Origin of the sequence: Nonomuraea rubra (assembly GCF_014207985.1) — a bacterium.
GTDB lineage: Bacteria > Actinomycetota > Actinomycetes > Streptosporangiales > Streptosporangiaceae > Nonomuraea > Nonomuraea rubra.
Genome location: NZ_JACHMI010000001.1, coordinates 9,532,349 through 9,553,558, shown reverse-complemented (window position 1 = coordinate 9,553,558; position 21,210 = coordinate 9,532,349). Strand labels below are relative to the sequence as shown.

At 73.0% G+C, this 21,210-nt stretch carries 21 protein-coding genes; 16 read left to right on the top strand and 5 right to left on the bottom strand.

The features are described from left to right. Nucleotides 1–16 precede the first annotated feature (16 nt). Complete coding sequence (locus HD593_RS43515; RefSeq protein WP_185108517.1) at nucleotides 17–682, top strand: lytic polysaccharide monooxygenase auxiliary activity family 9 protein; 666 nt, start codon at nucleotides 17–19, stop codon at nucleotides 680–682. Nucleotides 683–742: 60 nt separating this feature from the next. Here HD593_RS43515 and HD593_RS43510 read toward each other — a convergent pair whose 3' ends face one another. Next, complete coding sequence (locus HD593_RS43510; protein ID WP_185108515.1) at nucleotides 743–1,936, bottom strand: cytochrome P450; 1,194 nt, start codon at nucleotides 1,934–1,936, stop codon at nucleotides 743–745. Between the two features lie 13 nt (nucleotides 1,937–1,949). Then, nucleotides 1,950–2,894 carry an RNA polymerase sigma factor SigJ gene (sigJ, locus tag HD593_RS43505; protein ID WP_312904139.1) on the bottom strand — a complete coding sequence of 315 codons (945 nt, stop codon included), beginning with the start codon at nucleotides 2,892–2,894 and terminating at the stop codon, nucleotides 1,950–1,952. A gap of 126 nt (nucleotides 2,895–3,020) precedes the next feature. Between sigJ and HD593_RS43500 the strand changes: the two genes are divergently transcribed. Then, nucleotides 3,021–3,398 (top strand): hypothetical protein, encoded by a 378-nt coding sequence (locus tag HD593_RS43500; RefSeq protein ID WP_185108513.1) that lies wholly within the window; start codon nucleotides 3,021–3,023, stop codon nucleotides 3,396–3,398. 26 nt (nucleotides 3,399–3,424) lie between these two features. Next, nucleotides 3,425–4,582, top strand: coding sequence for an NAD(P)/FAD-dependent oxidoreductase (locus tag HD593_RS43495; RefSeq protein WP_185108511.1), 1,158 nt, complete (start codon nucleotides 3,425–3,427; stop codon nucleotides 4,580–4,582). 36 nt (nucleotides 4,583–4,618) lie between these two features. Here HD593_RS43495 and HD593_RS43490 read toward each other — a convergent pair whose 3' ends face one another. Continuing rightward, a complete protein-coding gene (locus HD593_RS43490) occupies nucleotides 4,619–5,731 on the bottom strand; it encodes a LacI family DNA-binding transcriptional regulator (RefSeq protein WP_221525288.1) in 1,113 nt (370 codons plus the stop codon). Between the two features lie 157 nt (nucleotides 5,732–5,888). Here HD593_RS43490 and HD593_RS43485 point away from each other — a divergent pair, with 157 nt between their 5' ends. Genes HD593_RS43485 through HD593_RS43445 form a run of 9 tightly spaced genes read left to right on the top strand, consistent with a single transcriptional unit; the run spans nucleotide 5,889 to nucleotide 15,524 of the window. Beyond that, complete coding sequence (locus HD593_RS43485; RefSeq protein ID WP_246547029.1) at nucleotides 5,889–7,793, top strand: primary-amine oxidase; 1,905 nt, start codon at nucleotides 5,889–5,891, stop codon at nucleotides 7,791–7,793. 14 nt (nucleotides 7,794–7,807) lie between these two features. Continuing rightward, the gene (locus HD593_RS43480; protein WP_185108507.1) at nucleotides 7,808–9,424 is read left to right on the top strand and encodes an ABC transporter substrate-binding protein; all 1,617 of its coding nucleotides are present in this window, start codon (nucleotides 7,808–7,810) and stop codon (nucleotides 9,422–9,424) included. A gap of 2 nt (nucleotides 9,425–9,426) precedes the next feature. Beyond that, on the top strand, nucleotides 9,427–10,395 hold the full coding sequence (locus HD593_RS43475) for an ABC transporter permease (protein WP_185108505.1): 969 nt from the start codon (nucleotides 9,427–9,429) through the stop codon (nucleotides 10,393–10,395). Next, nucleotides 10,392–11,210, top strand: coding sequence for an ABC transporter permease (locus HD593_RS43470; RefSeq protein WP_185108503.1), 819 nt, complete (start codon nucleotides 10,392–10,394; stop codon nucleotides 11,208–11,210). Before HD593_RS43475 ends, HD593_RS43470 begins: the two co-directional genes overlap by 4 nt. After that, nucleotides 11,207–12,163, top strand: coding sequence for an ABC transporter ATP-binding protein (locus HD593_RS43465; RefSeq protein WP_185108501.1), 957 nt, complete (start codon nucleotides 11,207–11,209; stop codon nucleotides 12,161–12,163). The genes HD593_RS43470 and HD593_RS43465 overlap by 4 nt, the downstream gene beginning before the upstream one ends. After that, entirely contained in the window at nucleotides 12,163–12,897 is a 735-nt protein-coding gene (locus tag HD593_RS43460) for an ABC transporter ATP-binding protein (protein ID WP_185108499.1), read from the top strand. The genes HD593_RS43465 and HD593_RS43460 overlap by 1 nt, the downstream gene beginning before the upstream one ends. Then, the gene (locus tag HD593_RS43455) at nucleotides 12,894–13,874 is read left to right on the top strand and encodes a P1 family peptidase (protein WP_185108497.1); all 981 of its coding nucleotides are present in this window, start codon (nucleotides 12,894–12,896) and stop codon (nucleotides 13,872–13,874) included. Before HD593_RS43460 ends, HD593_RS43455 begins: the two co-directional genes overlap by 4 nt. Nucleotides 13,875–13,878: 4 nt before the next feature. Then, complete coding sequence (locus tag HD593_RS43450) at nucleotides 13,879–14,463, top strand: FMN-binding negative transcriptional regulator (RefSeq protein ID WP_185108495.1); 585 nt, start codon at nucleotides 13,879–13,881, stop codon at nucleotides 14,461–14,463. After that, nucleotides 14,460–15,524 (top strand): C45 family autoproteolytic acyltransferase/hydrolase, encoded by a 1,065-nt coding sequence (locus HD593_RS43445; RefSeq protein WP_185108493.1) that lies wholly within the window; start codon nucleotides 14,460–14,462, stop codon nucleotides 15,522–15,524. The genes HD593_RS43450 and HD593_RS43445 overlap by 4 nt, the downstream gene beginning before the upstream one ends. 3 nt (nucleotides 15,525–15,527) lie before the next feature. Here HD593_RS43445 and HD593_RS43440 read toward each other — a convergent pair whose 3' ends face one another. Beyond that, nucleotides 15,528–16,691 (bottom strand): acyl-CoA dehydrogenase family protein, encoded by a 1,164-nt coding sequence (locus HD593_RS43440; protein ID WP_185108491.1) that lies wholly within the window; start codon nucleotides 16,689–16,691, stop codon nucleotides 15,528–15,530. Nucleotides 16,692–16,756: 65 nt separating this feature from the next. Between HD593_RS43440 and HD593_RS43435 the strand changes: the two genes are divergently transcribed. From HD593_RS43435 to HD593_RS43420, 4 genes are read left to right on the top strand one after another with little or no spacing between them, the layout of a single operon-like run. Further along, on the top strand, nucleotides 16,757–18,190 hold the full coding sequence (locus tag HD593_RS43435; protein ID WP_221525287.1) for an aldehyde dehydrogenase family protein: 1,434 nt from the start codon (nucleotides 16,757–16,759) through the stop codon (nucleotides 18,188–18,190). Beyond that, nucleotides 18,187–19,350, top strand: a complete 1,164-nt coding sequence (locus HD593_RS43430) for a CaiB/BaiF CoA transferase family protein (protein ID WP_185108487.1) — start codon at nucleotides 18,187–18,189, stop codon at nucleotides 19,348–19,350. Before HD593_RS43435 ends, HD593_RS43430 begins: the two co-directional genes overlap by 4 nt. After that, nucleotides 19,347–20,009 carry a GntR family transcriptional regulator gene (locus HD593_RS43425; RefSeq protein ID WP_185108486.1) on the top strand — a complete coding sequence of 221 codons (663 nt, stop codon included), beginning with the start codon at nucleotides 19,347–19,349 and terminating at the stop codon, nucleotides 20,007–20,009. Before HD593_RS43430 ends, HD593_RS43425 begins: the two co-directional genes overlap by 4 nt. Continuing rightward, nucleotides 20,002–20,619, top strand: coding sequence for a TetR/AcrR family transcriptional regulator (locus tag HD593_RS43420; RefSeq protein ID WP_185108484.1), 618 nt, complete (start codon nucleotides 20,002–20,004; stop codon nucleotides 20,617–20,619). Before HD593_RS43425 ends, HD593_RS43420 begins: the two co-directional genes overlap by 8 nt. Here the strand turns inward: HD593_RS43420 and HD593_RS43415 are convergent. Then, nucleotides 20,616–21,203 (bottom strand): hypothetical protein, encoded by a 588-nt coding sequence (locus HD593_RS43415; protein ID WP_185108482.1) that lies wholly within the window; start codon nucleotides 21,201–21,203, stop codon nucleotides 20,616–20,618. The two genes, HD593_RS43420 and HD593_RS43415, sit on opposite strands and share 4 nt — an antisense overlap. Nucleotides 21,204–21,210 lie beyond the last annotated feature (7 nt).

The window sequence follows — 21,210 nt, the reverse complement described above, 5'->3', positions numbered from 1 at the left end:
AACACGGAGACCGCACATGCCCCGAGTAGCACCACCCCGCCGGGTGAAACGCGCCCTGATCCTGCTGATGTCCCTGGCGATGATCTTCACAGTCCCGCTGACCGGCACCGCCTCGGCGCACGGCTCGGTCGTCGACCCGGCCTCCCGCAACTACGGCTGCTGGCTGCGCTGGGGCAGCGACTTCCAGAACCCCGCCATGCAGCAGCAGGACCCGATGTGCTGGCAGGCGTGGCAGGACAACCCCAACGCCATGTGGAACTGGAACGGCCTCTACCGTGACGGCGTCGCCGGCAACCACCAGGGCGTCATCCCCAACGGCCAGCTCTGCAGCGCCGGCCAGACGGACGGCGGCCGCTACCGCTCCATGGACACTCCCGGCGCCTGGAAGACGACGAACCTGGGCAGCACGTTCGACATCCGCCTCACCGACCAGGCCTACCACGGGGCCGACTACATCCTCGTGTACATCACCCGCCAGGGCTACGACGCGACGACCACGCGGCTCGGCTGGAACCACCTGGAGCTGGTACGGACGACCCCCAGGTACGCGCCCGCCAACACGTACCCGATCACGGGCCTGAACAAGGGCTCGCGCACCGGCCGGCACGTGGTCTTCACGGTGTGGAAGGCCTCGCACATGGACCAGACGTACTACTTCTGCAGCGACGTCAACTTCAGCTAGCCGTCCCGCCGCTCACGGCCGACCCCGCCGGGCGAGGCGCCACGGCGGGGTCGCGCCGGCTCACCAGGTCACGCGGAGCGCGTCGAGGCCGTACACGATGCTGAACGCGCGGAAGCCGAGCCGCTCGTCCGGGTCGGCCAGGGCGAGGCCGGGGAAGCGGCGCAGCAGGGCGGGGAAGGCGAGGCGCAGCTCCATCCGCGCCAGCGGCGCCCCGAGGCAGTGGTGCACGCCGTGGCCGAAGGCGACGTGGCCGGCGGCTCCCCGGGCGAGGTCGAGGGTGTCGGGGGAGTCGATGAAGGCGCGGTCGCGGTTGGCGGCGGGAGTCGAGCAGATCACCAGGGAGTTCGCGGGGATGGTGTGCCCGGCGAGCTCCACGTCCGTCGTGGTGGTGCGCGGCGGCAGCGCCTGCACGATGGACAGCCAGCGCAGCAGCTCCTCGACGGCGGGCTCGATCCGCTCAGGCTCCTCCCGGATCAGCGCGAGCTGGGCGGGGTGCCGCAGCAGGGCCAGGGTGCCCAGGGCGAGCATGTTCGCGGTCGTCTCGTGGCCGGCCAGCAGGAGCAGGCTCGCGATGCCGATCAGCTCGTCGGTGGTGAGGTCGTCGCCGTGCTCGCGCACCAGCATGCCCAGCAGGTCCTCGCCGGGGTCGGCCTGCGCGCGGGCGACCAGGCCGGCCATGTAGTCGCGGTCCTCCCGCCGGGCCGCTGCCTGCTCCTCCGGCGGCAGCGACGCGTCCACCATGCGGGCCGAACGTTCCTGGAACCCCGCGCGGTCGGCGTACGGCACCCCCAGCAGCTCGCAGATCACCAGCGACGGCACCGGCAGCGCGAAGTGCGCCACCAGGTCGGCGGGCCTGCCGGCCCGTTCGAGGTCGTCCAGGCACGTCCGGACGATCTCCTCGATCCGCGGCTCCAGCCGCCGCATCCGGCGCACGGTGAACTCCGCGGTGAGCATCCGGCGCAGCCGCGTGTGCTCCGGCGGATCGAACCCGATCAGCTGGCCCGCGCGCAGCCTCTCCCGCTCGCCGGCGTCCAGCGCGGCGGCTCCCGGCATCGGCGTCAGCGCGCTGCTGAACCGGGCGGGATCCGCCAGCACCGCGCGCACGTCCTCGTGGCGGAGGACGAGATAGGCGGGCAGGCCGAACGGCGTCTCGACCCGCACCACCCCCTCGCCGTCGCGGGCCAGGGCCAGCTCCCCGACCGGGTCGAGGCCGTCGCGCCGCATGTGCAGCGGCGATTCCAAGGTCCGTGTCATCGTGCTCGTCCTCTCAACTGGAAGGTGCGGTCCAGAGCCGGAGCTTGTCGGGGTTGCGCACGGCCCAGATGTGCTTGATCCGGTCGCCCGCGACCTCGAACGCGCACACCGTCACGGTGACGCCGTCGCGCTGGACGACCAGGCCCGGCCACCCGTTGACCGTCCGCTCCAGGATCGTCACGCCGGCCAGCACGCCGGCGAGCCTGGTCACCGAGCGCACGATCTGCTCGGCGCCCTCGATCGGGTGCAGCACGGTGCTGACGGCGCCGCCGCCGTCGGAGATCGCCGTGGCGTCGGGGTCGAGCAGCGCGATGAGGGCGTCGATGTCCTTGGCCTCCCACGCCTGCTTGAACTCCCTGACGATCCGGGCCTGCCGGGTCACGCGGGCCGTGGGCGCCTGCGCGTCGCGGATGCGGCGGCGGGCCGAGGTGGCGAGCTGCCGGCAGGCCGCCGGCGTGCGGCCGACGATCTCGGCCACCTCGGCGAACGGGTACCGGAACACGTCGTGCAGGATGAACGCAACCCGTTCCGCCGGGGTCATCGACTCCAGCACGACGAGGAAGGCCATGTTGACCGACTCGTCGAGGGTCACCCGGTCGGCCGGGTCGCCCGGCCTGGCGTCCATCCACTCCGTACGGTCGGGCAGCGGCTCCGGGATCCACTCGCCCACGTACGTCTCCCGCCTGACCCGGGCCGAGGTCAGCACGTTGAGGCAGAGGCGCCCGGCCACCTTGGTCAGCCAGGCGCCGGGCGACTCGATGGCCTGCTGCTCCTCGCGGGACATCGCGTACCAGCGGGCGTAGGTCTCCTGCACCACGTCCTCGGCGTCGGCCAGCGAGCCGAGCAGCCGGTAGGAGAGGTTGATCAGGTGCCGGCGCTCGCTCATGATCACGCTCAGTCCTGGGTCGGGTTGACTGGCCATCGTGTCGCTGACTCCCTTGGTCGTCTCCGGCTTCACCCATTCGACAAGACAGCCCGGCGGACTGTGAGGCCGGGGCCGCCACCTCACATTTCCGGTGGCAGCGCTGTCGGACGTAGCGGAGCCAACAAGGCCCGAGGCACGAGCCGGAGAAGAGAAGACCTGATGTCCACACCCACGATGATCAAGCGGGGCAACCTCGCGTTCCTGCGGGTCGCGATCGCCCTGCAGACTTTGGCCGTCTTCGCCGCCCCGGTCACCGCCGGGCTGCTGCTGACCACGCCCGGCGGGCACGTGCTGCACAGCGCCGCGGCGTACAGCGTGTTCGGCGTCGCCGTGGTGCACGTGGCCGCCGCGATCCTGGCGTGGCGGCCGGGCGGCGGCTCGCCCCGGCCGATCCTGAACGCGGCCGGGTTCCTCGCGGCCACGCTGGCGCAGGTCGCGCTGGGCATCGCGCACGTGACGACCCTGCACATCCCGCTGGGGGTGCTGATGTTCGGCCTGAGCCTCCTCCAGCTCAGCCGCGTGCTCAAGGCCTCCTGATCGCTGATATCGAAGGGAACCTCATCATGTCCACACCTCACAAGATCGTAGTGGTCGGCGGCGGTTACGCGGGCACCCTCGCGGCCAACCACCTGCGGATGCGTTCCGACGTGCACATCACGCTGGTCAATCCCCGCCCGCAGTTCGTCGACCGGATCCGGCTGCACCAGTACGTGGCAGGCACCGGCGAGGCCACGGCCGACTACGGCACGCTGCTCGGTGAGGGCGTCGAGCTGGTCGTGGACAGCGCCGCGCGCATCGACACCGGCGCCCGCGAGGTGCGGCTGGAGTCGGGGCGCGCGCTGGACTACGACTACGTCATCTACGCGGTCGGCAGCACCGGGGCGATCCCGCCGTCGGTGCCCGGCGTGGCCGAGTTCGCGTACGACCTCGCCGAATGGGAGTCCGCGCAGCGGCTGCGCGCCGGGCTGGCGGAGGTGCCCCGCGACGCCTCCGTCACCGTGGTCGGCGGCGGGCTGACCGGCATCGAGACGGCCGCCGAGCTGGCCGAGCAGGGGCGCAGGGTCACGCTGGTGTGCGGCCAGGCCCTGGCGCCGACCTTCAGCGCGTCGAGCCGCCGGTACATCGCGGGCTGGTTGTCCCGGCACGGTGTCGAGGTGCTCGAAGGGGTCGCGGTGAGCGAGGTCCGGCAGGGCGGGGTCGTCCTCACCGATGGTGCGGTGCGTCAGAGCGGGCTGACCGTCTGGGCGACCGGGTTCGGCGTGCCGCAGCTCGCGGTCGCGAGCGGGCTGCGTACCGACGAGCTGGGGCGGCTGCTCACCGACGAGACGCTGACCAGCATCGACGACGACCGCATCGTCGCGGCGGGGGACGCCGCCGCGCCGTCGGGCCGGGCGCTGCGGATGAGCTGCTACGCCGCGGGGCCGCTCGGGGCGCAGGCCGCCGACACCGTGCTGAGCCGCATCGCGGGCACCGAGCCGGAGCTGATCAACGTGCGCTTCACGGGGGCGTGCGTCAGCATCGGCCGGCACGCCGGCATCCGGCAGTTCGCCCGCAAGGACGACACCCCGGTGAACTTCTTCATCGGGGGCCGGCCGGGGGCGGCGATCAAGGAGGCGACCTGCAAGCTCGCCATGGGGAGGATCCGCCGCGAGGCCCGCAAGCCGGGCTCCTACGTCTACGTGAAGGGCGCCCCGCGCTCCGTGGAACCGGCCCTCGTCTGAGCCTCCTCCGGGCGCGGCCTGGCCGGGCGGTGCCTCCTAACGGGCGTGGCCTGGCCGGGCGCCTGCCTCCTCCGGGCGCGGCGTGGTCGAGGCGCGGATCTCCAGTTCGATCGGATGGACACGTTCCGTGCCCGGCTGCGCCGCGCCCGACAGCAGTTCGAACAGCAACTCCGCGCAGCTCGCTCCCGCCTCGCGCGGGCGCAGGTCGATCGCCGTGATGGGCGGGTCGGCCATCCGGGTGGCGGCGCTGTCCACGCACGAGGCGAGCAGCACGCTCGCCCCGGCCTCCCGCAACAGCGGCGCCACCTCGGTCGCGGCCCCCGCGGGCGCGCACACCAGCGCGTCCATCGGCCCCCCGCCACCAGCCGTCCCGGACGCGTCACCGGCCGCGGCGAGCGCGCGACCCGCCGAGGACGCGTCACCGGCCGTGCCGGGCGCGCCGTCGCCGCCGTCCGCCCCGAGCAGGGCGCGGGCGGCGGCGCGTACCTCGTCGCCCGTCGCGTCGAACGACACCCTGCGCACCAGCGGCACGATCCCCTGCCCGGCGCACCACTCCTGGTACCCCCGGTGCACGCTGGCCGCCCAGTCGCTCTCGTCCCCCGCCACGATGAGCCCCGGCCGCGCCGCGCCCGCCGAGCGCAGGTGGCCGAGCAGCCGCGCGAGCATGACCGCGTGCTCCGACCACACCACCCCGTCCGCCTGCCGCGCCCCGGGGAACCGCTCGCACGAGACGGCCGGCAGCCCGGTCGCCATCAGGCTCTCCACCACGGGATCCCCGCCGAGGGGGTCGCCGAGCACCAGCCCGTCCACGCGCGGCGGCCGCGCGCGGCGCTGCCCTGAGGTGATCAGCGTGACGTCGTAGTCGTGCCGCGCCGCCTGCTCCACCACGCCGAACACGAACGACATGTAGTACGAGGACCGGGTCAGCACCTCGGGCACGTGCAGCCCGATCGTGCCGGTGCTGGCCTTGCGCAGGTGGCGGGCGGAGCCGTTGGGCACGTAGCCGAGCCGTTCGGCCACCGCGACCACGGTCTCGCGGGTGCGCTCGGACACCCGCCCCGAGCCGCGCAACGCGTCGGAGGCCGTCGTCTTGGACACCCCCGCCTCGCGGGCGACGGTGAGGATCGTGACCGGCTCGTCTGCTTGCACGCCCTGATGGTAGCGGCCCATTCACCCCCCTCTTCGAGCCCTGTCTCCCGTAAACGATGTGTTTCGCCTGGGCTCCAGGTCTTGTGCCCTCCGGCCATCGCAATTAAGTTATCGCGAAACTTGCCGGAACGTTCCGGCAGCAGAAAGGGGCCGAACGTTGCACCTGTCCACCGGGATGCGTCCCCACCCTCTCGACCCGCTCGCCGCGCAGGAGATCGACGAGGTCAGACGGGTTCTCATGACGGACGGCCTGCTGACCGAGACGGTCCGGGTGGCCTATCTCGGGCTGGAGGAGCCGCCGAAGGACCAGGTGCTGGCGTACGAGTCCGGCACCGCCCGCCCCGCCCGCAGGGCCCGCGCGCTCCTGCTGGACCTGGCCACCGAGGCCGCGCAGGACGTGATCGTGTCCATCGGCGACGGCAAGGTGGAGACCGCCGCCCCGATCGACCCCCTGACCGACGGCCAGGTGCCGATGCTGGACGAGGAGCACGCCCTGGTCCGCAGGGTGCTCCGCGAGGACGGGGACTGGGCGCAGGCCCTGGCCAGGAGGGGCATCGAGGACCCGGCGGGCGTCTACCTGGCCGCGCTCAGCGCCGGCCACTTCGGGCTGGCGAAGGAGGAGGGCAGGCGGGTCGCCAGGGTGCTGGCGCACCGGATGCCCACCCCCGAGAGCCTCCCCTGGGCCCACCCCGTGGACGGCCTGGTCGCGTACGTCGACCTGGTCAAGGGCGAGGTGCTGGAGATCGTGGACACCGGCCCCCAGCCCATCCCCCAGGAGAGCGGCGACTACACCCACGTCGAGCACCGCACCACGCAGAAGCCCATCCACATCACCCAGCCGGACGGCCCGAGCTTCACCGTCGACGGCCCGCTCGTCACCTGGGAGAAGTGGAGCCTGCGGCTCGGCTACGACATGCGCGAGGGCCTCACCCTGCACCGGATCGGCTTCGAGGACGGCGGCCGCACCAGGCCGATCGTCTACCGGGCGTCGGTGGCCGAGATGGTCGTCCCGTACGGCGACCCGAGCCCCATCCGCTTCTGGCAGAACTACTTCGACACCGGCGAGTACCAGCTCGGCAAGCTCGCCAACTCCCTCGAACTCGGCTGCGACTGCCTCGGCGAGATCACCTACTTCGACGCGGTCGTCACCGACGGCGCCGGCACGCCCAAGGTGATCAGGAACGCCATCTGCATGCACGAGGAGGACTACGGCGTGCTGTGGAAGCACACCGACCCGGCCAACGGCTCCAGGGAGACGCGCAGGCAGCGGCGCCTGGTGATCTCGTTCTTCGTGACCGTCGGCAACTACGACTACGGCTTCTACTGGTACCTCTACCTCGACGGCACCATCGAGCTGGAGGTCAAGGCCACCGGCATCGTCTTCACCGGCGCCTACGACGACCGGGCCGCCCCGTACGCGTCCGAGGTCGCGCCCGGCCTGGCGGCGCCGTACCACCAGCACCTGTTCAGCGCCCGGCTGGACATGACGGTGGACGGCGTGGCCAACGCCGTGGACGAGGTCGAGGCCACGCCGCTCGACAGCCGGTACGGCAACGCGTTCGGCCGCACCGTCACCCGGCTGCGTACCGAACGGGAGGCCAGGCGCGACGCCGACCTGAAGGCGGAGCGCACCTGGCACGTCGTCAACCCCGGCGTGCGCAACCGCCTGGGCCGCCCCGTCGGCTACGCGCTGCACGCCGAGGGCAAGCCGACCCTGATGGCCGCCGAGGGCTCCAGCATCCACCGCAGGGCCGAGTTCGCGACCAGCCACCTGTGGGTCACCCGCTACCACCCCGCGGAGCGCTATCCCGCCGGAGACCTGGTCAACCAGCATCCCGGCGGCGCGGGCCTGCCCGCCTACACCAGGGCCGACCGCGACCTCGACGGGCAGGACATCGTGCTGTGGCACACGTTCGGCCTGACGCACTTCCCCCGCACCGAGGACTGGCCGATCATGCCGGTCGACACCTGCGGGTTCGTACTCAAGCCGGTCGGCTTCTTCGACCGGAACCCCACGCTCGACGTCCCGCCGAGCGCCTCGGAACGCTCATCCTGCCACTAGAGGAGAAGAGGCCCATGCGTCCCATACGCCTGGCCTGCGGTGTCGCGGCAGCCCTGCTGGCAACGGCCTGCGCCGCCACCGGAACGACCACCACCCCGGCCCCCGCCGCCCAGGAGACCGCCGCCCCCGGCTTTCTCGCCGTCGCCGACCAGGCCCTGGCGAAGGGCGGCACGCTCAACCTTCAGGTGCACATCGACAGCGGCGCCGCCACCGGCTACGACCCGCAGCTCGCCGACGTGGCCACGACCTGGCAGCTCCTCTCGCTGTCGTACGAGACGCTGGTCACGGTGGGCCCGGACTTCGGTGTCCAGCCGCTGCTCGCCGAGAAGTGGGACACCCCCGACGACAAGACGTACGTCTTCCACCTGCGCAAGGGCGTCACGTTCTCCAACGGCAGGGAGATGACGGCCGACGACGTCGTGGGCAGCCTCAAGCGGCTGCTGGCCTCCAAGTCGGTGTGGGCGGGGCAGCTCGGCCCGGTCGAGGAGATCACGAAGGACGGCGACGGCAAGGTCAGGGTCACGCTGAAGGAGCCGTACACGCCGTTCCTGGCCGCCCTGGCCAACGTGCCCGCCGCGATCCTGCCGATGAAGGAGATCGACGACAAGTCGGTCGATCCGGCCACCACGCTGCTCGGCACCGGCCCGTACGTGGTGGAGAACCACCGCCAGGACGTCTCGTGGACGTTCAAGCGCAACGACGCGTACTGGAACCAGGGCAAGCCCGCCGCCGACACCCTCAACATCACGATCGCCCCCGAGGAGGCCGCCCGCATCGCGGCCCTGCAGAACGGCGGCGCCGCCCTGGCCACCCTGGGCAACGTGGACTCCGAGACCATGCTGGCCGGCGCGAAGGACGTCAAGGTCGTCACCCAGGCCACCACGGACTTCTACTACCTGATGCTCAACAGCCTGAAGCCGGGCTCGAAGCTCGCCGACCCCAAGGTGCGCCAGGCGATCGGCATCGCCCTCGACACCCAGCAGATCGCCGACGTGGCGCTCGGCGGCAAGGGGAAACCGACCGCGATCACCCCGGCCGGCCTGCCGGGCGCCTGCGACCCGGCCGCGCTCCCGTCGGCCGCCAGGAGCCTGGACGAGGCCAAGCAGCTGCTGGCCGAGGCGGGCGCGCAGAACCTGTCGTTCACGCTCACCATCTTCAACACCGAGCCCGCCCCCGCCGTCGCCCAGGTGATCCAGCAGAACCTCCAGCAGGCCGGCATCACCGTCAAGATCGAGCAGCTGGACGAGGCGAGCTGGTCCGGCAAGGTGTACGGCAAGGCGCCCGCCGAGTTCGACGCCGCCATGTCCTGGTTCGCCGGGTACGCCGACCCCGGCATGGTCACCAAGTGGTGGAACCCGGAGACGGCCGGCTTCAACGCCGGCTTCATGAAGCCGGACCCGGAGCTCAGCAAGCTGATCGACGCGGCCAACCAGCAGCCGCAGGACCGGGCGAAGGCGCTGGCCGACGTCTGCGCCAGGGCCGACGCGGACGCGCAGATGATCCCGCTGGTCACCCGCCCTTCCACCGTCGCCTACCGCGCCGACGCGCTCAGCCCGAGCCTGTACGCCACCGAGGGCTACGGCAACGTGCTGCGCCTGGTCGCCGACGCCCGCGTGAAGAAGCCGCAGTAACCATGCGGCTGCTGATGTGGTGGTCAGGCCGGGCGCTCAGCTCGGCCGCCACGCTCCTGGGCGTCTCCGTGCTGATCTTCGCCGCCGTGCGCCTGATGCCGGGCGGCTTCGCGGAGACCGTGCTCGGGCCGTTCGCCACCGCCGAGCAGAAGGCGGAGCTGGCCGCCCGCTACGGGCTCGACCAGCCGGTCTTCATGCAGTACGGGCACTGGCTGGGCGCCGTCGCCGGCGGCGACTTCGGCATCTCGATGATCAGCCGCCAGCCGGTCGGCGCGGAGCTGCTGGCCCGCCTGCCGGTGACGGCCGAGCTGACCGTGCTGGCGGTGGCCGCGAGCGTGCTGCTCGGGGTCCCGCTGGGCGTGCTGACCGCCGTCCGCGCCCGCCCGACCGGCGGCGGGGGCCTCGGCCGGCTGGTCAGCGGCCTGGGCGTCAGCGTGCCGGAGTTCGTGCTGGGCAGCCTGGTCGTGTTCGTCTTCTCCCGGTACACGCTCGGCCTGGAGGTCGGCTCCTGGATACCGCTCACCCAGGACCCCGCCGCGAACCTGGCCACGATGATCCTGCCCGCCGCCGTCCTGTCGGTCTTCTCCATCTCGGTGACCGCCAGGACCACCCGCGACGCCGTCATGGGCGTGCTGGTCGAGCCGTACGTCACGGCCGCCGTCGGGCGCGGCGAGTCGCCGTGGTTCATCGTCAGGCACCACGTGCTGCGCAACGCCGCCACCCCCGTGGTCACGCTCGTCGGCACGACCACCGCGTACCTGCTGGGCGGCGCGCTGATCGTGGAGCACGTGTTCAACCTGCCGGGCGTCGGCTCCTACCTCGTGCAGGCCGTCGGCCGCCGCGACTACGCGGTCGTGCAGGCCGGGGTGCTGCTGGCCGCCGGGGTGTTCATCGTCATGAACGTGCTGATCGACCTGCTCGTCGGAGCCATCGACCCCCGGCTGGGAGTCATGGCGGGGAGGCGCTCGTGAGGAAGCTGGACCGGCTGTCCATCGGCGGGCTCGCCTGCCTGGCGGTCCTGGTGCTGTTCGCGCTCGGGTCGCTCGCCGGCGCCGGGGGAGACCCGGACGCCATCGTCGGCCCGCGCCTGCAGCCGCCGGGGCCCGGCTGGTGGCTGGGCACCGACAACCTGGGGCGCTCGGTGCTGCCCCGCGTCATGGAGGGCGTCGGCACCACGCTGCTGCTCTCGTCGATCGCCGTGCTGGTCACGGCGGTGCTGAGCGCCGCGTTCGGCATCCTCGCCGGATACCGTGGCGGTTACCTGAACGAGCTGGTGATGCGCCTGGTGGAAGTGCTCTACTCCTTCCCGGCCATCGTGCTGGCCATCCTGGTCGCGGCCGTGCTCGGCCCCGGGCAGACGGCGGCGCTGGCGGGCATCGTGCTGGTGACGATCCCGCTGATGACCCGGCTGGTCCGGGCCGCCGCCGTGGCCGTCTCGCAGCGTGACTACGTCACCTCCGCCGTGATCAGCGGCGCCCGGCTGCCGCGCGTGCTGCTGCGCCACGTGCTGCCGAACGTGGCGGGCACGATCGCCGTGCAGGGCACGTACGCGCTGTCGGTCGGCATCGCGGTCGAGGGCGGGCTGAGCTTCCTCGGCTTCGGGGTGCAGCCGCCGCAGGCGTCGCTCGGGGTGCTCATCCAGCAGGGCGGCACGTACATGATCGCCGCGCCCTGGCTGATCCTCGGCCCCGGCGTGGTGCTGGTGGCCGCCATCCTGGCCATCAACGTGGTCGGCGACGGGCTGCGCGACCGGCTCGAACCCCGAGAGACGAGGTCACTGACATGAGCCTGCTCTCCGTACGGAACCTGGTGATCGACTACGACCGCACCCGCGCGCTCGACGGCGCCTCCCTGGAGGTGGCGCAGGGCGAGACGGTCGGGCTGGTCGGCGAGAGCGGGTCCGGCAAGTCCACGCTCGGCTCCGCCGCCGGCCGCCTGCTGCCGCGGGCCGCGCGGCGCACCGAGGGCGAGGTGCTGGTTGCGGGGGAGCCCGTGTTCGACCTGCCGGACGGCAGGCTGCGGCACCTGCGCAGGCGGCATCTCGGGTTCGTCTTCCAGGACCCGATCGGCTCGCTCGACCCGACCATGCGCGTCGGCGCCCAGCTCCGCCTGGTGCTCGGGCGGGGCGGTGACGTGCGCTTCCACCTGGGGCGGGTCAGGCTGGACGACCCGCGCGTGCTGCGCGCGTACCCGCACCAGCTCTCCGGCGGCATGGCGCAGCGGGTGGCGATCGCGATGGCCATGGCCACCTCGCCCGACCTGCTCGTCGCCGACGAGCCGACCGCCGCGCTGGACAGCCAGGTGCGCGAGGAGGTGTCGAACATGATCTTCTCGCTGGCCGCCGAGGCGGGCACGAGCATCCTGTGGCTCAGCCACGACCTGCCCGCCGTGGCCCGCCGCTGCGACCGGGTGGCCGTCATGTACGGGGGCCGCGTGGTCGAGTCGGGGCCGGCCCGCGAGGTGCTGGGCAACCCCGCCCACCCCTACACGGCGGCGCTGGCCGGGTCGGCGCCCGCCGCCGCGGCCCACGGGGTGCGCCTGGAGCCGGTGCCCGGCCGCCCGCCCGTTCTCACGGGGCCGTCCCCCGGCTGCGCCTTCGCGCCGCGCTGCGCGTTCGCCGAGGAACGGTGCGAGCACGAGCGACCGGCTCCGGTGCGCGTCCGCGACCAGGACGTGCTGTGCCACCGCGCCGCGGGCCTGCGGCTCGGGCCCTCCCAGCAGGAGGAGGTGAAGGCCTGATGCTCGAACTCGACGACGTCACCGTCACCTTTGCCGCCGGGCCCCCGTTCCGTCGCATCCGCCTCGACGCGATGCGGCACGTCTCGCTGTCGGTCGGCGAGGGCGAGACGCTCGGGCTGGTCGGCGAGTCGGGCTCCGGCAAGACGACCACCAGCCGGGTGGCGCTCGGCCTGCAACGTCCCACCGCGGGCACCGTCAGGTTCGACGGCCGGCCGTTCCCCAGGCGCAGGCGCGAGCTGGCCGGCCGCATGCAGGCGGTGCTCCAGCACCCGCACTGGTCTCTGAACCCGCGCATGCGGGTCGGCCAGAGCGTCGCCGAGCCGCTCGACGTGCTGGGCCGTACGGACGGGAACGCCGTCACCGAGATGCTGGAGCACGTCGGCCTGAGCGCGGACTTCGCCGGCCGGTACCCGCACGAGCTGTCCGGCGGCCAGCGCCAGCGCGTCTCCATCGCCCGCGCCCTGGTCACCAGGCCGGGGTTCCTCGTCTTCGACGAGGCCGTCAGCGCGCTGGACGTCTCCGTACAGGTGCAGATCCTCAACCTGATCAAGGACCTGCAGGCGGAGTACGGCTTCAGCGCCCTGTTCATCTCCCACGACCTCGGCGCCGTCCGCTACGTCGCCGACCGGATCGCCGTCATGCGCGCGGGCGAGGTCGTGGAGACCGCCGACACCCGCACCTTCTACACCGCACCCGCACACGAGTACTCGAAGCAACTGCTGGAGGCCCTATGACCACCGAGCACCGGCTCGCGACGCCGTCTGCGTTCGCGCCCGGCGTCCCGCGCAACGCGGACCTGCCGCTCACCCCGCAGCCCAGCCCGGGACGCGGCTCGGTCGCGTTCGACCTGCCCGGCGTGTACGTCGGCACCGCCGAGTACGGCGAGGGCCCCACCGGCTGCACCGTGATCCACCTCCCGCAGGGCGCCCGCACGGCCGTGGACGCGCGCGGCGGCGCGGTCGGCATGAGCGGCGGCTACGACTACAACCACGCCATCTGCCTGGCGGGCGGCTCGGTGTACGGGCTGGCCGCGGCGGCGGGGGTGAGCGACGAGCTGCTGTCCCGCAGGGACAACCTCACCAAGTGGGACGAGCTGCAACTGGTGTCCGGGGCGGTGATCTACGACTTCTCCTGCCGCGACACCGCCGTCTACCCGGACGCCGAGCTGGGCAGGGCCGCGGTGCGGTGGGCGAGGGAGGGCGAGTTCCCGGTGGGCCGGTGCGGCGCGGGGCGTACGGCCAGCGCGGGCAAGGTGGACTTCGGCCGGGCCGAGTTCGCCGGGCAGGGCGCCGCGTTCGGCACGTTCGGCGAGATCAAGGTGCTGGTCGCGACGGTGGTCAACTCGGTGGGCGCGGTGATCGACAGGCAGGGCCGGGTGGTGCGCGGCAACTACCACGCCGAGCTGGGCGAGCGCCGCCACCCGAGCGCCGACTACGCCGAGCTGACCGGGGCCCCCGCCGTCATGGGCAACACGACGCTGACCGTGATGATCACCAACGTGAAGCTGACGGACGTCGAGCTGCTGCAGGTGGGCCGCCAGGTGCACAGCTCGATGCACCGCGGCATCCAGCCGTTCCACACGCTGACCGACGGTGACACGATGTTCGCGATGACGACCGACGAGGTCGAGCTGTCCGGCGTCAAGCCCACGGGCCTGGGCACGCTGGCCTCCGAGGTCGCGTGGGACGCCATCCTGAGCGCGGCGGAGTAGCGGCATGTGGACGTCCCCGCGTTACGCGGCCAAGGACCCCGCCCACGAGGACGAGCTGATCAGGCGGAACCCGTTCGCCCTGGTCGTCAGCACGGTGGACGGGGTGCCCGTGGCCACGCACACGCCCGTCCTGCTGGGCGAGGCGGGCACGCTGGTCGGGCACCTGGCCAGGGCGAACCCGCAGTGGCGCGCGTTCGAGTCCGCGCCCGAGGTGCTGGTGGTGTTCTCCGGGCCGCACGGTTACGTCTCGCCCACCGTGTACGGCACCGATCCGGCCGTGCCGACCTGGGACTACGCGGCCGTGCACGTGACCGGCAGGGTGGAGCTGATCGACGACGCGCTGGAGGTGGTGGAGCGCACGGTGGCGGCGGCGGAGTCGCTGCGCTCGCCGTCCTGGGAGCCGACGCCCGCCTCCAGGGAGAGGTTCCGCGCGCTGCTGCCCGGGGTAGTGGCCTTTCGCGTGCATGTTCGTACGCGGCAGAGCGTGTTCAAGCTGAGCCAGGACATTGACGCCGACCGGTACGCTCGCGTGCGCGCCTCCGCCGGCGCCGACAACCCGAGGCTCGCCGAGTTGATGGACAGGTCATGACATTTCCCACGTTCACCTCCAGCCAGACCGACCCCCGCGCCCGTGGCAAGGAGTTCGGCACGCACCTGCGCAAGCGGATCGCCGCCAACCTCGCCGGCTACACCGACCTCTTCAGGGCCGCCGGGGCGGGTGACGCGCAGGTGCGCGCGTGGGGCGAGCGGGCGCTGGACGCCTGCGCCGCCTGGGCGCCGCCCCTGGCAGAGGAGATCGCCGGCATCGCGGCGGGCGCGGGGCTGGAGCCGTGGCAGGTCGGCGTGATCAACGCCCGCACCGAGATCCTGGCCGCCATCGACATGGTCGGGCACGGCGAGTGCTCGACCTCCGTGGTGCTGCCGCAGGACGGCCCGCCGCGCACGGTGCAGACGTGGGACTGGCACGACCACCTGCGCGACGCGCCGGTGTTGTGGGAGTACGAGCAGGACTCGGGCCGCGTCGTGCGCACGTTCACCGAGGCGGGCACGCTGGCCAAGATCGGCGTCACCACGGCGGGCCTCGGCGTGCACTTCAACATCCTGCGCCACGACTCCGACACCCCGGAGACGGGAGTGCCGGTGCATCTGATCGCCCGCCGCATCCTCGACGAGGCGTCCTCCGTGGAGGAGGCGGTGGACCTCGCCCGCTCGGCCCGGGTCTCGGCCTCCACGGTCATCACGGTGGTGACCGGGACCGGAGCCGCCTCGATCGAGATCTCCCCGGCGGGGGTGGCCGCCATCCCGCCGGGCCCCGACGGCGTCCTGCTGCACTGCAACCACTTCCTCGACGCCGGCCTGGCGGCGGGGGAGCGGCACGCCACCGAGCGGCCGGGCACCTACGACCGCATGCGGCACCTGGAGGACAACGTCGAAGGGCTGAGCGGCGCCGAGCTGAACGGCCGGGCGCTGACCATGCTCAGCCACGCCCCCGAGGGCGCGCCCGTCTGCGCCCACCCCGACCTCACCCAGCCGATCAACCAGCGCTGGGAGACCGTGGCGACGATCGGCCTCGACCTGCCGGCCGGGCGGCTCCGGGTGCACCGGGGCGGGCCCTGCCAGGTCACCGAGGCGACCTGGCAGACGTTCTGAGTGCTACTTGAAGGCGGCGATCCCGGTCAGCGCCTTGCCGATGACCAGCGAGTGGATTTCGGAGGTCCCCTCGTAGGTCAGCACCGACTCCAGGTTCACGGAGTGCCTGATCACCGGGTACTCGAGGGTGATGCCGCTCGCGCCGAGCAGCGTGCGGCACTTCCTGGCGATCTCCAGCGCCTCGCGCACGTTGTTCAGCTTGCCCGCGCTCACCTGCTCGGGGGTGAGCGTGCCGGCCTCCTTCAGCCGGCCCAGGTGCACGGCCAGCAGCAGGCCCTTGCCCAGCTCCAGCGCCATGTCCGCGAGCTTCTCCTGGGTGAGCTGGTACGACGACAGCGGCCTGGCGAACACCTCGCGGTCGGCCGCGTACGCGATGGCCGTCTCCAGGCAGTCGAGCGCGGCCCCCATCGCGCCGAACACGATCCCGAACCTGGCCTCGTTCAGGCAGCCGAGCGGCCCGGACAGGCCCCTGGCGCCGGGCAGCATGGCCTCGGCCGGCAGGCGCACGCCGTCGAGCACCAGCTCGCTGGTCACGCTCGCGCGCAGGGAGATCTTGTGCTTGACGTCGTTGACGGTGAAGCCCCTGGTGCCGGCCGGCACCAGGAAGCCCCTGATGCCCTCGTCCGTACGCGCCCAGACGACCGCGACGTCCGACACCGAGCCGTTGGTGATCCACAGCTTGGTGCCGTTCAGCACCCAGTCGCCGCCCTCGCGCTTGGCCGTGGTGCGCATGCCGCCCGGGTCGGAGCCGAAGTCGGGCTCGGTCAGGCCGAAGCAGCCGATGCGCTCGCCGGCCGCCATCGCGGGCAGCCACTCCTGCTTCTGCTCCTCGCTGCCGTACATCCAGATCGCGTACATGGCCAGGGAACCCTGCACCGAGACGAGGCTGCGCAGGCCGGAGTCGGCCGCCTCCAGCTCCAGGCAGACCAGGCCGTACGAGACGGCGCCCATCCCGGCGCAGCCGTACCCGTCGAGGTGCATGCCGAGCACGCCGATCGAGCCGAGCGTGCGGGCCAGCTCGCGGGCGGGCAGCTCGCCCGCCTCGAACCAGCCGGCGACGTGCGGCCGGATCTCCCGGTCGCACACGCGCCTGACCGTGCTCCTGATCTCGCGTTCCTCCTCGGTCAGCAGCGTGTCCAGGGCGAACAGGGCGGTGGGTGCGATCATCGACCTCTCCGTATTTTGGATCCAATATTGAAAATCCAATATGGCACAGTTAGGGTGCGTTGACCATGGACGTTCTGAATCTCATCGGTGGCCGCTGGGCCGAGGGGGAGGGCGAGGAGTTCGCCGACACCAACCCCGCGCGGCCCGCCGAGGTCGTGGCGCGCGGGCGGTTCGCCTCCGCGGGCGAGGTGGAGCGGGCGATCGGCGCGGCCCGCGAGGCCGCGCCCGGCTGGGCCGCGACCCCGCACCACGCCCGCGCCGCCGTGCTGACGGGAGCCGCCGACCTCGTGGACGCGAGCGCCGGGGAGTGGGGCGCGGAGCTGGCCCGCGAGGAGGGCAAGACGCTGGCCGAGGCCGTCGCCGAGGTCAGGGGCGCGGCCCGCATCCTGCGCTACTACGCGAGCGAGGCCGACCGGGAGAGCGGCGAGGTCTTCGCCTCCCCGCGCCCCGGCGAGAACGTGCTGGTCGTGCGCAAGCCGATCGGCGTCGCCGGGCTGATCACCCCGTTCAACTTCCCGATCGCCATCCCCGCCTGGAAGCTCGGCCCCGCGCTGACCTACGGCAACACCGTGGTGTGGAAGCCGTCCTCGCTGGTGCCGCTGCTGGCCTACCGCCTGGCGAAGGCGCTGGTGGAGGCCGGCCTGCCGGACGGGGTGCTCAACCTCGTGTACGGCGAGGCCGAGGCGGGCTCGGCCATCGTCGGCCACCCGGGCGTGGACGCCGTGTCGTTCACCGGGTCCACGGACGTCGGGCGGGCCGTCATCGCGCGCTGCGGCGAGCTGGGCAAGCCGGTGCAGACCGAGATGGGCGGCAAGAACGCCTCCGTCGTGCTCGCCGACGCCGACCTCGGCCACGCCGCCGAGCAGGTCTGCCTGGGGGCGTTCCGGTCCACCGGGCAGAAGTGCACGGCCACCTCGCGGCTCATCGTGGCCTCGCAGGTCGCCGACGAGCTGCTGGAGCGGGTGGCCGAGCGGGCCGCGCGGCTCGTCGTGGGCGACCCGCTGTCGCCGGAGGTGGAGATGGGCCCGCTGGTGAGCTCGGCCGCGCGGGAACGCGTGTCGGCCGGGGTGCGGCTGGCCGTGGGCGAGGGCGCCAAGCCGCTGGCCGGCGCCTCGCCGCTGGAGCGCGAGGGCTGGTTCGTGCCGCCGACCGTGCTGGACCTGCCGGGGACCGGGGTGGACTTCTGGCGTACCGAGCTGTTCGGGCCCGTGGTCGGCGCCGTGCGCGCGTCGAGCACGGAGGAGGCGTTCGGGCTGGCCAACCTCAGCGACCACGGCCTGTCGGCGGCCGTCTTCACCCGCGACCTCGGGGTGGCGCTGTCGGCGGTGGAGCGGCTGGAGGTGGGCGTGCTGCACGTCAACTCCGAATCGGCGGGGACGTTCCCGTACGTGCCGTTCGGCGGGGCCAAGCAGAGCGGGTTCGGGCCCAAGGAGCAGGGGCGGGCGGCCAGGGAGTTCTACACCCGGACGGTCACCGTCTACCTGGGGGCGCCGGCGTGAGCGGAGCGCTCTCCGGGCTGCTGGTGGCCGACTTCAGCCGGGTGCTGGCCGGGCCCTACTGCACGATGTTGCTCGCCGATCTCGGGGCCGAGGTGGTCAAGGTCGAGCGGCCGGGGAGCGGGGACGACACCCGCGCCTGGGGGCCGCCGTACGCCTCCTCCGGGGAGGCCACCTACTTCCTCGGCGTGAACCGCAACAAGCGCTCGATCGCCCTCGACCTGCGGGCCGACACCGAGGTGGCGCGGGCACTGGCGGCGCGGGCGGACGTGCTCGTCGAGAACTTCAAGCCCGGCACGATGGAGCGGCTCGGGCTCGGGTACGACGCGCTGCGCGAGCTCAACCCCGGGCTGGTGTACTGCTCGATCACCGGGTTCGGGTCGGGGGCCGGGGCCGGGCTGCCCGGGTACGACCTGATCGCGCAGGCGGTCGGCGGGCTCATGAGCGTCACCGGCGAGCCCGGCGGGCCCGGCACGAAGGCGGGCGTGGCGCTGGTGGACGTGATCACCGGCCTGCACGCCGCCCTCGGCATCATGGCCGCCCTGCGCCACCGCGACGGTACGGGCGAGGGCAGCCAGGTCGGCGGCGGCCCGCAGTCGTCCGGCGTCGGTCAGCGTGTGGAGGTGTCGCTGCTGTCGTCCCTGTTGTCCGCGCTCACCAACCACTCCTCCGCCTACGCCGCCGCCGGCGTCGTGCCCAGGGCCATGGGCAACCGGCATCCGAGCATCGTTCCCTACGAGGTGTTCCAGGCCGCCGACCGCCCGATCGTGATCGCGGCCGGGAACGACCGCCAGTTCCAGGCCCTGTGCGCGGCCCTCGACCGGCCGGACCTCGCCGGGGACCCCCGCTACGCCACCAACGCCGGGCGGGTGGCCGCCCGCGAGAGCCTGGTCCCCGAGCTGAACGCGGCCCTCGCCGGACGCACCGCGGACGAGTGGTTCGAACGGCTCACGGCTGCCGGGGTGCCGTGCGGGCCGATCAACGACCTGGCCGCCGCCTTCGCGCTCGCCCAGGACCTCGGCCTGGAACCGGCCGTCGAGCTCGGCGGCGCCGGCCAGGTCGCCAACCCCATCCGCCTCAGCGCCACCCCGCCCTCCTACCACCGCCCGCCGCCCGCGCTCGGGCAGGACGACTCGTGGCTCCGTGAGATATTGGACCCGTGAGTCCGGACGAGGCACGACGCAGGCCGCCCACGGCCCAGCAGTTCGTGCTGGGTGAGCTGCGCCGTGCCATCACCACCGGCCGGCTGCGCCCAGGCACCCCCATCAGGCAGGACGCGCTGGCCGAGGAGCTGCAGGTCAGCCGGGTCCCGCTGCGGGAGGCGCTGAAGACGCTCGAAGGCGAGGGGCTGGTCACGTACAAGCCGCACAAGGGCTACTGCGTCGCCATGCTCTCCCTCGACGACCTGCGCGAGGTCTACCGCATCCGCGAGCTGCTGGAGGAGGAGGCCGTGCGCGCGGCGGTGGCCAGGCTCACCGACGACGACCTCCGCCGGATCGAGGCGGCGCAGGAGGAGGTCGAGCGGGCCGCCGCGGCGGGTGACGTGGCCGCCATGGCGACGGCCAACCGGACCTTCCACATGACGCTGTTCGAGTGCGCCGCGATGCCACGCCTGGCCCGGCTGATCAGGACCTTGTGGGACACGACCGACGCCTACCGGTCGATGTACTACGGCGACGCGGGCAACAGGGAGCGGGTCGTCAAGGAGCACCGCGCCGCGCTCGACGCGCTGCGCCGCCGCTCCGCCGACGAGGCCGTGACCACGCTCAACGTCCACCGCGACCACGCCGTCGCCGAGCTGGAGCCGCTCCTGGATGCCTAAGATCGTCGATCATCAGGCACGGCGGCTGCTGATCGCCGACGCCGTGCACCGGATCATCGACGCCAAGGGCATGGACAGCGTCAGCCTGCGCGAGGTCGCGGCCGAGGCCGGGATGTCCATGGGGGCCGTGCAGTACTACTTCGCCACCAAGGACGAGATGCTCCTGGTGGCGCTGCAACACCTCAACGCGCGGATCAGCCTCCGCGTGGCCGCCGCCGACCAGAGCGACCCGCTGCACCTCCTGCGGGCCGGGATCCTGGAGATCCTGCCGCTGGACGAGACCCGGCGCTTCGAGGCCCGCGTCGGGCTGGCGTACCTGGCCAGGTCGGTCGTCTCCGCCGAGCTCGGAGAGGCGATGCGGGCGGGGCTGCCGCTGGTCCTGGAGTTCTACGCCGGCCAGATCCGGGCCGCGCAGGCCCGGGGACAACTGGCCGCCGGCCTCGACGCCGACCAGGAGGCGAGCGCGCTGCTCGCGCTCGCGCAGGGGCTGGGACAGCCGGCGCTGATCGGCCTCTACCCGCCCGAGGCGGTGGTGGCGCTCGTGGACCGGCACCTCGCCCGCCTCGCACCCGGCGACCAGGGCAGAGCTCCCCTCACGCCCGGCGACTAGGTGTACGTGGGCAGGGGCAGGGCTGAGAGGTGCTCGCCGCGGTGGCCGAGCAGGTCCACCTCGGCCCCCGTACGGCCGGCCTGCCACGCCAGCGCCTGCAGGCCGTGCTCGGGGACCATGATGTCCCGCTCCCCGAGCCGCACCGCCCCCACCTCGGCCGACAGCCGCACGATCCCGTAGCCGACCCACCGGTACGGCCGGCGCAGCCACGGCACCGGGCTGGCGTTGAAGCGGGCGCTCTCCCCGGCGTGGGCGTGCCCGTCGAGCACGGTGCACCCCGGGCGCGGCCGCAGGACGCTCTCGTCGGACGGGTCCGCCGCGGCGGTGCCGCCCGCACGCAGGCTCCACCGGCCGCCGCGCCTCGGGGACAGCAGCCACACGTCCAGCCAGAACAGCCCCACCCCGTCGAGCCGGGCGAAGGCCGCGGCCGCCAGGCGGTCGCCGACGTACAGGGAGAGCGGGGTGAAGCGGTGCCGGCCGCCGAGCGTCTCCGGCAGCTCCTTCGGCAGGCCGTGCGCGATGAGGCGGCGGCTCTCGGTGTCGGGTGTGTACCCCAGGTACTCGGCACGATCCACAGGTCTCATCGGGCCT